Here is a 14,206-nt window from a genome sequence, read left to right as displayed (position 1 = left end):
CGTATCGAAGGGTCAGTTCCCGAGCTTGAGGCCGTTCTTGTCCCGGACGCTGCCGGTCAGCATCATGATGCCGTCGACGAGAGCCCAGATCGCCACGCCGAAGATCAGCACGAACCCGATCAGGAAGATCGCGGTGATGTAGCCGATGATGGTCAGGCCGAGCTGGATACCGCCGATGGTGTTGTCGCCGATGTAGAAGCGGCCGACGCCGAGCGAGCCGAGGAAGATCTGGAGCAGACCCGCGACGAGCTTCGACTTGTCCGACAGCGGTTCGCCGGTCGCGGGATCGCGACCGTACGGAGCGGTGGGGTCCGGTGCGCCGGGATATCCGTAGCCAGCCGGTGCCCCGTACTGGGGTGCACCGTACTGAGGTGCTCCGTACTGGGGTGCTCCGTATTGAGCGGAACCGTACTGCGGCGGGGTGCCGTACTGCTGCTGGGCGTCATACCCCTGCGGTGACTGGTAACCCTCGGGCGCGCCGGGAGACGGCGGTCCCGCGTATCCCGCGTTGGGGTCGGTGCCGTGGGCCGGGCCGCCGTTCTGGGAGGTCTCCGCAGGCGGGGGCTGTTTCACGAACGGGTCGCACGGCTTGTCTCCGGGGTTCTCCGGACTGGTCATCGGGGTCGTCCTCCTCGGTGTGGTCCTGCGTGGTGTCGAGCGTGCTCGGTGGTCGTGCGGTCAGGCCATCGCGGCCAGCGTGCGGGCGTAGTTGACGCGACCCGAGACGTCACCCATGGTGACCGGCGAAAACGCCGGGATGTTGGTGACGTGCAGGAAGCCGCCCGCGCCGCGCACGATCACCTGGATGTAGCCGCTGGTACTGCGTTCCTTCATCAGCAGGAACAGCAGGCTGAGAAAGCACACCATGAAGAACCCCACGATGGCCAGTACCAGACCGGTCTGTGACATCCGTTCGGTCGACACGGACATGTCGGTGACGGTCCACTGGGTACCGGAGATCGGACAGGTGCCCGAAGGCGTGATGACGAAGTTCTGGGTGCACGTGATGTCGCCGATCACGACGAGCGGTTGCTCGGGGATCGGTGCCGCGCCGTACTGGTACTGAGTCGGATCCGACTGTGGCGCACCGTAGCCGGGCACGGCGAAACCGGGGCTCGAGTCGTACTCGGAACGTTGGTGCGGGAACGGCGTGGTGCCGTCGGGCCCGCCACCCGGGTAGGTCATGGACCCATGGTGGCACAGACCTCCGACACGGGACGGCGGTGTGCTCGCTCAGGTCGCATTGCGTTCGTCTTCGAACGCCTCGAGTACCTCCTCGACCGTGTCCTCGTCGCCGGTGAACTGCTCGGGATGTGCTCCCTCGGACATCAGATGACGCCAGTTCAGCGGGTCGAACACGATGGGCTCGTGCCGCGAGATGAAGTCGATGACCACTCGGCAGAAGCGTTCCGGATCGTCGTGGAACGGGAAATGTCCGGAGCCGACAAAGGTTTCGAGTTCGGAGTGCGGAATCGCCGAATGCGCGAGTTCGGCGTGGTGATACGGGATGACGATGTCCTCGTCACCCCATACGAGCAGCACGGGGAGGCGTTCGGTGAGGTAGCTGCGGTCGAGCATCGTGACCGACTGTCCGCGCCAGTCGACCACGGCTCGCAGTGTTCGCAGGAACGCCGAACATGCCGTCGGGTCGGCGAGGCCGCCCAGGACGCGCATCAGGTCCTCGTGATCGGCGAGAAGGCGCCTGGGTGTGGTGCTCGCCGGCGCGAACGGGAGTACCGGGGCGGCCGCGGCGGCCTTCGCGGCGGCCCGGAGTCCGGGTACGACGCCCGGGATTCGGAGTGCCGACAGGGCCTGGTGGACGACTGGTAGGGAGATCAGGCGCAGGGCGGGGTTGACCTCCCTGGTCACGCCGCCGGCGGCGACGAGGACCAGGCGCTCGACGAACCGCGGGAACTGATAGCAGAACTGCATCGCCACACCGCCGCCGAGTGAGTGCCCGACGACGGTGACCTTGGAGTGCCCCAGGACGACGAGGAGATCGCGCATCCCGTTGGCGAAAGCCGGGACCGAGTAGTCGGCCCGGGGTTTGTCGGAAAGGCCGTGGCCGAGGAGATCCGGCGCGATGACCGTGTAGTGCTGGGCCAGGATCGGGATGACCTCATCCCACGTCGACGAGTTGTCGCCGATGCCGTGGATGAGCAGCAGGGCGGGACCGCTGCCGGCGATCCGGTAGGCGCGACGGTAGCCGTGGATCGTGTGGTACTCGACGCGGACGTCGGTGTCGGTGACGGGTCGCAAGGACGGGCCTGGTGTCTTCGACGGACCGGGGGTCTTGGACTGCACTGTGGTTCCCCCTTCTTGCTCGAGGTGTGCTGCTTTCCTCGAGTAAACCCCATCTCGTGGGAGGTCGCGCGCCGGTATGTGAGTGGGACGGATGACCAGGCCGGCCGTCGCCCGGACCTCCACCGGAATTCATCTGTTGGTCCGGTCCGAACAACCGTCTCACCTGCGCGAACCACTACTGTTGGCGCTGATGAATCCGTTCGATGTCGAATCCTTCGTGGCCACCGGTGGCCTGGTCGGTCTGTGCGTCCTGGTCTTCGTCGAGACCGGATTGCTGGTCGGTGTCGTCTTCCCCGGTGACTCGCTCCTGTTCACCGCGGGTGTCTTCGCCGCGCAACCCGACCCGTTCGCACCGGTCTGGCTGGTCATTCCCCTGGTGGCGCTGGCCGCGGTGGCGGGGGACCAGTGCGGCTACCTCATCGGTCGACGGCTGGGTCGCGGTGTCGTCGAGGGCCGGATGATGCGGAGCATCGGTCCCGAATATGTGGTGAAGACCAACGCCTTCTTCGACCGATTCGGTCCGCTGACGGTGTTTTTCGGCCGGTTCATCGGGATCGTCCGAACGCTGACGCCACTCGTCGCGGGCTTCAGCGGGATGTCGCACCGTGTGTTCACGCTGTTCAGCGTTCTGGGTAGCTTCGTCTGGGCGGGCGGGATAATCCTGGCGGGCTACCTGCTCGGCAACGTGCCGGTCGTCCGCGACAACATCGAGATCCTCATCATCGGATCTGTTTTCACGGTCGTGGTGCCGATGTTCGTGCACGCGGCGCGGCGCTGGCGGGAGACGCGACGACGGCAACGCGCCGTCGTGCCGGTGGACTCGGCCCCGTCGGAGAAACAGGTCCCGCCAGAAGCGACGTGAGACCCCGATCTATCCGAGGTAGGGATCTTCCCGCGGCAGCGTGGTACCCGAGAAATCGTCGGCGATGGTGGCCGCGAGCTCGACGAACGACCGCTTGGCGTCCTTCGACATCAGCTCGAGGTCGACGTCGGCGCCCTCCGCGAGATGGTCGTCGAACGGGATCTTGTGGACCGCACGGCACCTGGTCAGGAAGTGCTGGCCCAGCTGATCGGTGTCGATGGTCGACGACCCGGGACGCGACGAACTCAGCACAACGACGGCCCGCGACACGAGGTGCCCGAAACCGTGGGCCTCGAGCCAGTCCAGGGTCGCACCGGCGCTGCGTGCACCGTCGAGCGCCGGCGAGCTGACCAGGATGATCGTGTTGGCGAGGTCGAGGACACCGTTCATCGCCGAGTGGCTCAGACCGGTGCCGCAGTCGGTGATGATGATGTTGTAGAACCGCTGGAGGATGGTGACGACCCCGCGGTACTCCTCCTCGTTGAACGCCTCGGCCACCGCCGGATCACGTTCGGAGGCAAGCACTTCCAGGCGGCTAGGTGCCTGGGATGTGTGAGCCCGGACATCGGAGTAGCGGTACACGTTCTGATCGGCGAGCAGATCGCGGACCGTGGACCGCGTCTGCTGCGGGATCCGCTGGGCGAGCGTGCCGAGGTCGGGGTTGGCGTCGACGGCGATCACCCGGTCACCGCGCAGGGACGCGAAGGTCGAGCCGAGGCCGACGGTGGTCGTCGTCTTGCCGACGCCGCCCTTCAGCGACAGCACCGCGATCCGATAGTCGCCCCGCACGGGCCGGTTCACGCGTTCGAGGAGCTGCTGATGGGCGATGTCGCCCTGTGACTCACCGGGGTTGATGGCGCCGGCCGACAGGGTGTGGACCGCTCGTCGCCATCCGCGGCTCGGTGCACGACGCGCCTTGCGGATCAATGCGACCTCGTCCAGCGACGGTCCGCCCGGTGGCGGGCCGTAACCCGCAGGCATCGGCTGACCCGGATATGCGGGTGCGGGGCCGGTGCCCGGGCCGAACTGTCCCGGCGGCATCTGACTGTTCACCATCGGCGGGCCGGCGGGGCGGGCCGGGACGTGGGCTCCGGACTCCGGGAACGACGGAGGCAGGTGAGGTGCCGGTGGGGATGACTGGTCGAACGGGGGAGTGGGCCCGGCGTGGATGGGCGGTCCGGGCGGAGGCGTGTACGGGTCGGCTGCCGGATTCGTAGCGGGGAACCGGCCCGGCTCGGGCGCGGGCGGAACCGGCGGTGGCGTGTACCGACCGGCGGTCGCGGGCGTGGTGCGGCCAGCGGGATTCGTCTCGGGTGGACGCGGTGCGTCGTGGCCGGGCGGCGCCGTGGCCTTCGGCTGGGTGTGGCCGGGGATCGGCGGTAAAGCGGTGTCTAGGCCGTCTTTCGACGAGGGCGGTGGCGCCGGTGCCGACGGTGGTTGCGGAGCCGGTGCGGCCTCCGGGGGAGGCGGTGCGAACTGCAGCCACGGCGGTGGTGCCGGCGCGTCGGCGCCGTTCGGCGTCGAGTTCTCGTACGTCATCGGGAATCCTCTGGTCTTGCGGCCGGGCCGACCGGGCGAGCGGTGATCCGTGCGCGAGCATGATCACCGGCGGCATGCGAGGATCTGCTTGCACTGTGATCGACTCCGGCAGCGTCGACGAGAGTGTACCCAAGGGTGTGAGAGGATTTCGGACGAGATCCACAGTTCGTCTCACACCTGGGTTCGAGATATCGGATTCGGCGTGTGGTGGCGTTGATCGGATTGTGGCAGGATCAGGCACTTGAATCCCAGGTGCGAGGCGGGGCGGCACCGTGGTCATGGTGATGCATGACGCGGTGACCGTATCTGGGAGGTGGCTTCGTCGAACGAAAATTCGATGGAACCGGGAGGAACCCCGTCTGCGTCTAATTCGGCGTGAAGGGGGGTTCGGCTTCGATGAGCTACACCGATGAGACGGCAACGTATGCCGATGACGCGCGCGACGACGATCCGTGGGCGCCTGTGCATCAGTTCTCACAAGCACGTTCGCGATCTGGTGGCCTGGCCGTCCGGACAACGGCCCAAGGTCTGCCGGTTGCCGTGCACATCGCGTCCACCGAACTCGACAAACATCCCGAACTGCTGGCTGCTGACATCCTGCGCCTGTGCAAGCAGGCCGCGATGTCGGCCGGAATCCGGTTGCGGGAGAACCTGCTCGCGGCCGGAGTCGATCGCGATCTCGTCAACGAGATGAAGCTGCCGCGTCCGGAGGATCTGTCCGCGGCCGAAGAGCGTGACGACGAGGAAGCCGACGCCATGACGTCGTGGTTGCGCCGATGAGCTGGGCCATGGACGAACTCGAGGCGCGTGCCGCCCGTCAGCTGGACGGACTGCGATCTTTCCAGGAGAACCTCGAGGCGATCACGGTGGCGGTGACCTCGGCCGACGGTCTGGTGACCGCCGAGGTCGACGCGAAGGGGGCCCTGATCGATCTTCGCCTCGAGCGTGGCGCGAACGAACTCGGCGCCGCACGGCTGGGTGAGCAGATCGTGGCGACTTCGGCTCTTGCCGCACAACGGGTCTACGCCCGCGTGGCGGCCGTGACCGAGGACTTCAACGAATCGTTCGGCGACATGCTCGGTGCGCGTCCGGCGGGTGAATGACACCGACCGGCCGACAGGTGGCCGACCGAGAAAGACTTGCACTCACGAGGGGGTTGTGATGACAAACGTGAAAGTGACATCCGAAGCGCTCGAAGGCTTCGCGGCGACGAATGCGGCCATGGCGTCCGCCATCGGAACGGCCGGGTCGATCGACGCCGCCGCCAACACGGCTGCGATGGTCCCGGTGTTCGGCCTCATCGGTCAGGAGTTCCTCGCGTCGTTCATCGTGGCTCAGGCCAATCACCTGATGTCGGTCGGACAGCTCGCCGCGGTACACGCCGCGACCGCCGCCTCCACGGTGGCAGGTCTCGCCGAGTACGAGGGCACCGACGCGGCGACCGCCGCGGCGATCCGCTCGGTGCTGTGACCCCGATCCCTCCGTGGCCAGGCCCGCTGCCCGGCGTCCCGGACGTGCCTGCACTGAACCACATGACGGTGCAGGAGATGATCGACGCCAGTCCGCTGGGACCGATCCTCGACCGCACGGTTGCGGATGTGCTCGGGGGACTGGGACTTCCGCCCCTCCCCGCACTGCCGCCGTTGCCGCCGATGCCGGGTCTGCCACCGATACAGCCACCGAACCTGGACATGTTCATCAAGCCGATCACCGACCTGCTCGGTGGGTTCGGCAGCGGTGATCTCAACGGTGCCGGATTCGACCCGACGATCATCTTCGACAGCCTCACCAAGGTGCTCGAGACGTCGATGACGATGGGGCAGGGCGCACTCAAGCTCGCCGATCAGCTGTGGTCGGGCCAGGGTGCGGTCGGTGCGGCCACCAAGACTGCCGAGGCCGGAACGAACAGCACGGCCCTGGCAGCCCAGGGATCCGGCATCTCGATCGACACCAAGACCGCCGCCGCCATCGTCGCGAAGGGGTTGGCCGTCGTCCAGGGAATCGTCGCCGCCACGGTCGCCAAGATCTCGGCTCTGGTCCCCGTCATCATGAGTCCGGCGATCGCGGTCGGGCTCAGTACGGCGGCGGTGGTCGCCGGGGCCGGGCTGGAACTGGCCACCGCGGCGGTCGCGGTGACCCGGGCAGAGCTCCTCGCTCCCACGACGGCCATGACCGCGAACGGGGCGCCCGTCGCGGTCACCGGCGCGCCCACCGCAGGTGCCGGGCAGTCCCCGTTCGCCCTGGCCGGCTCGGTCCTCGACGTGGTCTCCCCGGCGGTGTCCACTGCCGCCGAACTCCCGTCCTCGTTGATGCAGCCGATCAGCAAGATGCTCGGCGTCAATCCCGATTCGGCGATCGTCGGCCCGGCCGGAATCCCGCTCACCAAGGCCAAGGCCGCCGGAGGCGGCGGCGGAGGGGGCGGAGGCGGTGGTGGCGGCGGAATCGGCGGAGTCGGCGGCATCATGGCGCCGCTGAGCGCTTCCCGTCCGACGGTGCCGACCAGTTTCGGCGTCGGCGAGCCTGCGATGGGGTCGCCGGCGGCGACTCGGGTCGCGACGACGCCGGCGGCGATGCCGATGGGCGGGGCGCCGATGGGCGCAGCCGGAGCCGGAGCGCGTGGAGCAGGTGCGTCCGAGGGGCAGCACAGCGTGCCCGATTATCTGGTCACCGAGGACAACGGGCGCGCGGTGGTCGGTGAAGATCCCGAGGTCGCACCCGCGGTCATCGGCCACGACGAGACGGCCGACACCGATTCCGGTCCGGACATCGAGCTACGGCTGGGCGTGCCCGGTCTGACACGAGACGAGGAAGTATGAGCAACACACAACTTCGCGTAGAGCCCGACGCATTGTTCTCGGCTGCAGGTGATCTCGACAAGATCGCGGATCGGCTGGAACTGGCTCTCAACGGTGCGGGGCCGAAGCTCGCGGTTCACGCCCAGGGTCGGGATGAGGTGTCGACCGCAACCGCGGCCAGTTTCACCTCGGTGGCCCGGGAGTTCGAGAAGGACACGGCGACCGGCATTCTCGAGCTTCGCAAGATCGCCGCCCTGCTCCGGGCGCAGGCGTCCGGATTCATCGAGGGTGAAGCCGAGGCCGCCGCCGCATTCAAGACCGAGGCGTGAACCCACATACCTGACCGACCGCCGCCACCGCGGCAGTCGACTCGGACATCGCACCAGACTCGTGGACCAGCAGAGGGGAGGGACCATGACCAGCACGACCGGAGCAGGCTTCACCGGCGTCAACTGGGACGCGCGTACGAGCGGACAACTTGCCGCCGACCTCGGGGCCGGGCCGGGTCCCGCGCCACTGGCGGAAGCCGGGTCGGCGTGGGCGTCGCTCGCGACCGAGATCGGCGAGGCCGGGATCGACTACGCTGCGGTACTCGCGCGAATGGGTGTGCACTGGCAGTCCGCACACACCAGTGCGGCGTTCGAGAAACTCACGGAGCTGGCTCCGTGGTTCGCCGACACCGCCGCCGAGGCTGCGGAGAATGCCCTGCGTGCGGAGGCGCAGGCAGCTGCGACCACCGTCGCGCGCCTGAACATGCCCAACCTCGCCGAGGTCGAGGTGGCGACGAAGCTCCACGAGATCGCCACCAGCGCAACCGCGGTCGCGCCGATCATCGCCGGGGCCGCGGCGGAGGCCGAACGTGCTGTCGCACAGCAACGTATGCGCGCAGCCCGGGTCATGCAGACGTACGAGAACGCGACGGAACCGGTGGGCAAACCCTGGCCGTCTTCGCGCCGGGCTCCCGACCTGGTGTCCGGCGAGGCGCTTGCTTCCGAGCAGGCCGCCGCAGCTCGGGCCGGGGCGCGAGCCGAGGTCACGCCACCGATGACGCCTCCGAGCGCGCCGATGACGGGTGTGATGTCCGGCTCGTACGCGCCGCCCGCGGAAAAGCTCCGCTACGCGCCGACGGTCGTGGCGAGTGCTGGACCCCCGTCTGCGACTCCCGTTGCGGCATCCGCGAGTACGGCGACCACGCCGGGGGCCGGTGTGCCGCCACCGATGGCGCCCGGAACGGCGGCCGCCGGCGATCGTGGCGCCACCATCCGCAGCGTCTCCGTCGACTCCGAGTCGTCCGATCCCGGCGATGGCCTCGCACGTGCGTCGGACGGCCTTGACGCCCCGCGCACCTGGGCCGACGTCGAAACCTCCGATCATCCTGCAGCCCACTATGTCTCGGCGCCGGTCTCCGAGTCTTCGAAGGTCGATCCGCGGTATCTGGCGGAGACATTGTTCCTCGGTGATCACGGGGACCGCGCATGATGCCGACGACTCACGACGACGCCGTCGCGCTCGACGCGGCTGTGCTCCTTCGCCTCGGGGATCGCTTCGGCGTGCAGACCTGGCCGGTGGTGCTCGACATGCCCGTCGGTGCTGAGGACGAGTCCGCGCAGCATGTGGCCGACCGCGAGAGCGATGCGGCCATCGCCGCCCTCGGCCTGGTGGACCACGACGAGCCCGTCCCGTGGCTGGCCACGGTTCTCCGCGTCCTCTCCCGGCCGCAACGTGAGATCGAGATCCGTTCCTTCACCGATACCGGTGTTCGCCGAATGTGCCTGGCACGCAGGGGTTATGAGCATGTTCTGGCCGAACGTTCCGGCGAACGGCTCGACCTGGCCGTCGTCGAGCTCGCCGACCTCGACGCGGTGGCCGACATCGTGCGCTCCCGGTTCGACGACGCCGCTGCATGCGAGTTCACCTCGTTCTCGGTACCCACCGACGAACTCGTCGACAGCCTCGGACGGAGTGGCACGGGTACCGAGGTCACCGACGCTCTGTACACGCTCGGCGTGCCGCTGGCCGATGCCGTCGTCATCTCCTCGGCATTCGCATCCTGCCGGGTGCGCACCGAGATCGTCGCCTCCTCGAACGAGGACGGACGATTCTCCCAATCTTCTGGGGCCCTAGCCGTTTTCGACACCGCCCGGGGGCGGATCGTGTCGAGTCCCAGTAAGTCTCCGGACGGTCGGGTGTGGACCACCCTCTCACCGGGTTCGGGTCATCGGATCGCGCAGGCCGTGCGCCTGCTGATCGAGACCCTCCCGGGCGGGACGTGGTCGACATGATCCGCATCGGGGGATCTCGCGGTCCACACCGCGAGAGACAACTGTCAGGGGTATCTGTGTCACGGATACCAACGGGGGCATCGCCAAACGGTGCCGTTACACAGGAGGACAACTCATGCTGAATCTGCCAGGTGCCAGTGGCCCCGGTGTGAAGGTCGATGTCGCGGAGGGCCAGGCCACCGCGGCCGGCGTCGGCGGGATCGTCGCCGATATGAAAGAAACGATCGACGTCATCGCGAAGCACGCGTCGAACGCGACGCCGACGTGGCAAGGCAAGGCGGGCGTGGCATTCGACGGCACACACACCGACTGGAACAAGGCCGCGAACACGATGAACCAGCTCCTCGATCAGATCAAGGCCCAGCTGACCAACGGCTTCACCGGCTACGAGGACCAGGACGCCGCCGCAGCCGGTGGCCTCAACATCACCGTCTGACCTGCTTCGCCTCTTCGAAAGGGACTTCCATGACCATCAACTACGATTTCGCGGCACTCGGTGACCTCAGTGGCGGACTGCAGCGGGCATTCAGTGAGCTCGACGCTCTCAACACGCAGCTCAAGAACCAGATCGCCGCGCTCGACGGCAACTGGAGTTCGGCTGAGGCGAAGGCGGCCTACCTCGACGCACAGATGAACTTCGACCGCATCTTCACGCAGTCGCGGGAGTCGCTGCAGTCGCTGCAGTCCGGCGTCAGCAACGCGAGCCGCATCATGTCGGACACCGACTCCTCGATCGCCAGCGGGTTCCGCTCGCTCGCCTGATCGACACGCCGACGGGGACTCCGCGGTCATCCCGCGGGGTTCCCGTTGTCGTCTCTGCTCATCGGGGAGCATCCGTCGACGGCATTCCGACAGGCCGACGTCAACGGGCCCGCGTGACGGGTGGGTGCGATAGCGTCGGAATCCGACGGTCGTCGGGGCACCCGTGTCTCGAGGACTCAGCGCCCGACGAGGAGGTAGCAGTGGCATCTGCGAACGCCGCCGGAGAGCCCCGGGAGTCCTTCACCCGGAATTCCGGCTTCATCTTCGCCGCAATCGGATCGGCGGTGGGGCTCGGCAACATCTGGCGGTTCCCCGGCGTGGCCTACGAGAGTGGTGGTGGGGCATTCCTCATCCCGTATCTGGTCGCCCTACTCACCGCGGGCATCCCGGTGCTGTTCCTCGACTACGCAGTAGGTCATCGTTTCCGCGGCACCGCGCCGTTGTCCTTTCGGCGGATCAAGAAGCCGGCCGAGGTCCTCGGTTGGTTCCAGACCGGCCTGCTGTTCGTCATCGGTGTCTATTACGCGGCGGTCATCGCGTGGGCCCTGAGCTACTTCTTCTTCTCGTTCGATCAGAGCTGGGGCGACGATCCCGCGGCCTTCTTCACCGGCGAGTACCTGAAGGTCGGCGACCCCGGGGTCTCCACGACCATCGTCGGCGGCGTCGCGTTACCGCTGATCGTCGTGTGGCTGGCCGTGCTCGCCGTGCTGATGCTGGGCGTCGCGAACGGCATCGAGAAGGTCAACGTCGTCTTCATCCCGCTGCTCTTCGTCGGCTTCGCGGGGCTGGTGATCCGCGCTCTCACGCTGCCCGGTGCCGTCGACGGCCTCAATGCCCTGTTCACCCCGCAGTGGGCGGCGTTGAAGGACCTCGACGTGTGGATCGCGGCGTACAGCCAGATCTTCTTCTCGCTGTCGATTGCCTTCGGGATCATGATCGCCTACGCGTCGTTCCAGCGGCGTAAGGCGAACATGACCAGCTCCGGTCTCGTGGTCGCATTCGCGAACTCCTCGTTCGAGATCCTCGCCGGCATCGGCGTCTTCTCCGCGCTCGGCTTCCTCGCCTACCAGCAGCAGGTCGCCGTGTCCGACCTCGAGGGTCTCACCGGACCGATCCTGTCCTTCGTGACGTTCCCGGCGGTCATCTCGGAGATGCCCGGCGCCGCGTTCTTCGGTGCGCTGTTCTTCGGCTCGCTGGTCATCGCCGGGTTCACGTCGTTGATCTCGTTGATGATCGGCGTGTCGAGTGCGCTGCAAGAGAAGTGGGGCCTGTCCCGGACCAAGGCCGCGGTCGGCGTGTCCGTGGTGTGCGGTCTCATCTCGGTCGGGTTGTTCTCGACCACTTCGGGCCTCATCGCCCTCGACACCGTCGACATGTTCGCCAACAACGTCGGCGTGGTCTCCTCGGCGATCCTGATGACGATCATCCTGATCTGGGTGCTGCGACGCGGCGACATGCTGCGCCACCACCTGAATGCGGTGTCGACGTTCAAGGTCGGCAAGATCTGGCTCGGGCTGGTCGGTGTGGTCGCGCCGATCTTCCTGACGATCATGCTCGTCCAGAAGGTCTGGTCGGTGATCGACGAAGGGTACGAGGGGTATCCCACCTGGTACATCAGCGTCTTCGGGTGGGGCACCATCGCCTTGATCGTCATCGCTGCCGTCGCCCTGACCCTGCCGTCGTGGAAGGGCCGCGACGAACCCGATTTCCTGCCGTGGCCACCACTGCCGGACGGTGTCCGCGGCGCCGCCCCCAATCCCACCGAGGAGGCCCTCCGATGAGTGGTGTCGCCATCGTCATGCTCCTCGTCTCCATCGGGATCGTGTGGGGAGGGCTGGTCGCGAGCATCATCTTCCTGAACCGTCGCTCCGAGGTGGATCTGTTCGAGGATCCCGACCTCGTGCGCGACGACGAGGAACGCGCAGCGCAGCCGCACCCGTTCCGCGACACCTGAACCGCAACGGCTGAGCTCAGTCGGGCCTGGTGGTCCCACCTGCGCTCGGCGTACGATCAGCCTCCGGTCAACTGGCCTGGATGAGCTGCGATGCGCGTCACCTTCGGTCCTAGGAGGCACGATGAGTAACCCGTTCAAGCGCATCAAGTCGGTCGAGCAGTCGATCACCGACACCGACGAACCGGATACCAAACTCCGCCGAGACCTCACGGCGTGGGATCTCACCGTGTTCGGCGTCGCGGTCGTGGTCGGTGCCGGCATCTTCACCCTCACCGCCCGGACCGCGGGCAATCTCGCCGGGCCGTCGGTGTCGTTGGCCTTCGTGCTGGCCGCGATCGCCTGCGCGCTGGCCGCGCTCTGCTACGCCGAGTTCGCCTCGACCGTGCCCGTCGCCGGCAGTGCGTACACCTTCTCGTTCGCCACCTTCGGCGAGTTCGTCGCATGGGTGATCGGGTGGGACCTGATCCTCGAGTTCGCCCTGGCCGCGTCCGTGGTCGCGAAGGGCTGGTCGCTCTACCTGGGCAACATCCTCGGCTCCGCGGCATCGGTACAGATCACCGACTCGATCAGCTTCGACTGGGGCGCGGTGCTGCTGATCGCCGTGCTGACGGTGTTGCTGGCTCTCGGTACCAAACTGTCGTCGCGGGTGTCACTCGTCATCACCACCATCAAGGTCTTCGTCGTCCTGCTGGTCATCGTGGTCGGCGCGTTCTACATCAAGATGAAGAACTACGACCCCTACGTGCCGCCCGCCGCGCCGCCCGCCGAGGGCGACACCGGCCTCCACCAGACGCTCTTCTCGGCGATCACCGGTGCCGAGGGCAGCACCTTCGGCTGGTACGGCCTGCTGGCGGCGGCATCGCTGGTCTTCTTCGCCTTCATCGGTTTCGACGTCGTGGCCACGACCGCCGAGGAGACGAAGAACCCGCAGAAGGCGATGCCGCGCGGCATCCTGGGATCTCTGGCCATCGTGACGGTCCTCTACGTCGCGGTCAGTCTGGTCGTGTCCGGGATGGTGCCCTACCCGGAACTGGCCGACCAGACCGATCCGGTGACCGGAGAGGTGACCGGGTCGACCCTCACCACGGCATTCGAGGCGAACGGTGTCACCTGGGCGGGCTGGGTCATCGACCTCGGCGCGCTCGCCGGCCTGACCACGGTCGTGATGGTGCTGCTGCTCGGTCAGACCCGCGTGGGATTCGCGATGGCGCGCGACGGACTGTTGCCCCGATCGCTGGCGCACACCGGCAGGCGCGGTACACCGGTGCGCTTCACCGTCGTCGTCGGCATCGTCTCGGGTGTGCTGGCGGCGTTCTTCCCCATGGGAACCCTCGAGGAGATGGTCAACATCGGCACCCTCTTCGCGTTCGTACTGGTGAGCATCGGGGTGCTCGTCCTCCGCCGGACCCGGCCCGATCTCGAACGCGGCTTCCGGGCGCCCTTCGTTCCGCTCATCCCGATCCTCGCCATCCTCGCCTGCCTGTGGTTGATGCTGAACCTGTCCGTGGAGACATGGATCCGGTTCGTGGTGTGGATGGTGGTCGGCGTCGTCGTGTACTTCTCGTACGGATACCGCCATTCGGTCTTCGCCCGGCGCGAGCGAGGTGAGCAGATCGGAACCCCGGGCGTAGCAGCCGGAGAACCCGGGCCCGACACCTGACAATGGGCTCGGCGGGCGTGGTCGGATAGCCTGGATCGAACGCATATC

Annotated in this window: 17 protein-coding genes; 13 read left to right on the top strand and 4 right to left on the bottom strand. The window is 67.4% G+C overall.

What is annotated here, in order from left to right:
- Positions 1-12: 12 nt before the first annotated feature.
- Genes GAA2_RS17830 through GAA2_RS17820 form a run of 3 tightly spaced genes read right to left on the bottom strand, consistent with a single transcriptional unit; the run spans position 13 to position 2,304 of the window.
- Positions 13-618 carry a TM2 domain-containing protein gene (locus tag GAA2_RS17830; protein ID WP_159404896.1) on the bottom strand — a complete coding sequence of 202 codons (606 nt, stop codon included), beginning with the start codon at positions 616-618 and terminating at the stop codon, positions 13-15.
- A gap of 60 nt (positions 619-678) precedes the next feature.
- Positions 679-1,185, bottom strand: coding sequence for a hypothetical protein (locus tag GAA2_RS17825; protein ID WP_159404895.1), 507 nt, complete (start codon positions 1,183-1,185; stop codon positions 679-681).
- A gap of 48 nt (positions 1,186-1,233) precedes the next feature.
- A complete protein-coding gene (locus tag GAA2_RS17820; protein WP_191834493.1) occupies positions 1,234-2,304 on the bottom strand; it encodes an alpha/beta fold hydrolase in 1,071 nt (356 codons plus the stop codon).
- 190 nt (positions 2,305-2,494) lie between these two features.
- Here GAA2_RS17820 and GAA2_RS17815 point away from each other — a divergent pair, with 190 nt between their 5' ends.
- Positions 2,495-3,166 carry a DedA family protein gene (locus tag GAA2_RS17815; protein ID WP_159404893.1) on the top strand — a complete coding sequence of 224 codons (672 nt, stop codon included), beginning with the start codon at positions 2,495-2,497 and terminating at the stop codon, positions 3,164-3,166.
- A gap of 9 nt (positions 3,167-3,175) precedes the next feature.
- Here GAA2_RS17815 and GAA2_RS17810 read toward each other — a convergent pair whose 3' ends face one another.
- Entirely contained in the window at positions 3,176-4,705 is a 1,530-nt protein-coding gene (locus GAA2_RS17810; protein ID WP_159404892.1) for a MinD/ParA family protein, read from the bottom strand.
- A 396-nt stretch (positions 4,706-5,101) separates the two neighbouring features.
- Here GAA2_RS17810 and GAA2_RS17805 point away from each other — a divergent pair, with 396 nt between their 5' ends.
- The 12 genes from GAA2_RS17805 to GAA2_RS17750 all read left to right on the top strand — a co-directional run bounded on the left by GAA2_RS17805 (position 5,102) and on the right by GAA2_RS17750 (position 14,158).
- Positions 5,102-5,485, top strand: a complete 384-nt coding sequence (locus GAA2_RS17805) for a hypothetical protein (protein ID WP_024497754.1) — start codon at positions 5,102-5,104, stop codon at positions 5,483-5,485.
- 8 nt (positions 5,486-5,493) lie between these two features.
- Entirely contained in the window at positions 5,494-5,808 is a 315-nt protein-coding gene (locus tag GAA2_RS17800; RefSeq protein ID WP_006434593.1) for a YbaB/EbfC family nucleoid-associated protein, read from the top strand.
- Positions 5,809-5,866: 58 nt separating this feature from the next.
- On the top strand, positions 5,867-6,175 hold the full coding sequence (locus GAA2_RS17795; RefSeq protein ID WP_006434592.1) for a type VII secretion target: 309 nt from the start codon (positions 5,867-5,869) through the stop codon (positions 6,173-6,175).
- A complete protein-coding gene (locus GAA2_RS17790; RefSeq protein WP_159404891.1) occupies positions 6,172-7,521 on the top strand; it encodes a hypothetical protein in 1,350 nt (449 codons plus the stop codon). Before GAA2_RS17795 ends, GAA2_RS17790 begins: the two co-directional genes overlap by 4 nt.
- Positions 7,518-7,829 (top strand): PE family protein, encoded by a 312-nt coding sequence (locus GAA2_RS17785; protein WP_024497756.1) that lies wholly within the window; start codon positions 7,518-7,520, stop codon positions 7,827-7,829. Before GAA2_RS17790 ends, GAA2_RS17785 begins: the two co-directional genes overlap by 4 nt.
- A gap of 85 nt (positions 7,830-7,914) precedes the next feature.
- Positions 7,915-8,979: a PPE domain-containing protein gene (locus GAA2_RS17780; protein ID WP_024497757.1), complete on the top strand. Its 1,065-nt coding sequence runs from the start codon at positions 7,915-7,917 to the stop codon at positions 8,977-8,979.
- The gene (locus GAA2_RS17775; protein ID WP_024497758.1) at positions 8,976-9,782 is read left to right on the top strand and encodes an ESX secretion-associated protein EspG; all 807 of its coding nucleotides are present in this window, start codon (positions 8,976-8,978) and stop codon (positions 9,780-9,782) included. The genes GAA2_RS17780 and GAA2_RS17775 overlap by 4 nt, the downstream gene beginning before the upstream one ends.
- 115 nt (positions 9,783-9,897) lie before the next feature.
- On the top strand, positions 9,898-10,218 hold the full coding sequence (locus GAA2_RS17770) for a WXG100 family type VII secretion target (protein ID WP_006434587.1): 321 nt from the start codon (positions 9,898-9,900) through the stop codon (positions 10,216-10,218).
- A 29-nt stretch (positions 10,219-10,247) separates the two neighbouring features.
- Complete coding sequence (locus GAA2_RS17765; RefSeq protein ID WP_006434586.1) at positions 10,248-10,544, top strand: WXG100 family type VII secretion target; 297 nt, start codon at positions 10,248-10,250, stop codon at positions 10,542-10,544.
- Positions 10,545-10,744: 200 nt separating this feature from the next.
- Positions 10,745-12,325: a sodium-dependent transporter gene (locus GAA2_RS17760; RefSeq protein WP_159404890.1), complete on the top strand. Its 1,581-nt coding sequence runs from the start codon at positions 10,745-10,747 to the stop codon at positions 12,323-12,325.
- Positions 12,322-12,498: a methionine/alanine import family NSS transporter small subunit gene (locus GAA2_RS17755; protein WP_159404889.1), complete on the top strand. Its 177-nt coding sequence runs from the start codon at positions 12,322-12,324 to the stop codon at positions 12,496-12,498. The genes GAA2_RS17760 and GAA2_RS17755 overlap by 4 nt, the downstream gene beginning before the upstream one ends.
- 121 nt (positions 12,499-12,619) lie before the next feature.
- Positions 12,620-14,158 carry an amino acid permease gene (locus GAA2_RS17750; RefSeq protein ID WP_024497760.1) on the top strand — a complete coding sequence of 513 codons (1,539 nt, stop codon included), beginning with the start codon at positions 12,620-12,622 and terminating at the stop codon, positions 14,156-14,158.
- Positions 14,159-14,206 lie beyond the last annotated feature (48 nt).

The organism is Gordonia ajococcus (genome assembly GCF_012974285.1).
Taxonomy (GTDB): Bacteria; Actinomycetota; Actinomycetes; order Mycobacteriales; family Mycobacteriaceae; genus Gordonia; species Gordonia amicalis.
This window is presented reverse-complemented; position numbering and strand designations above follow the sequence as displayed.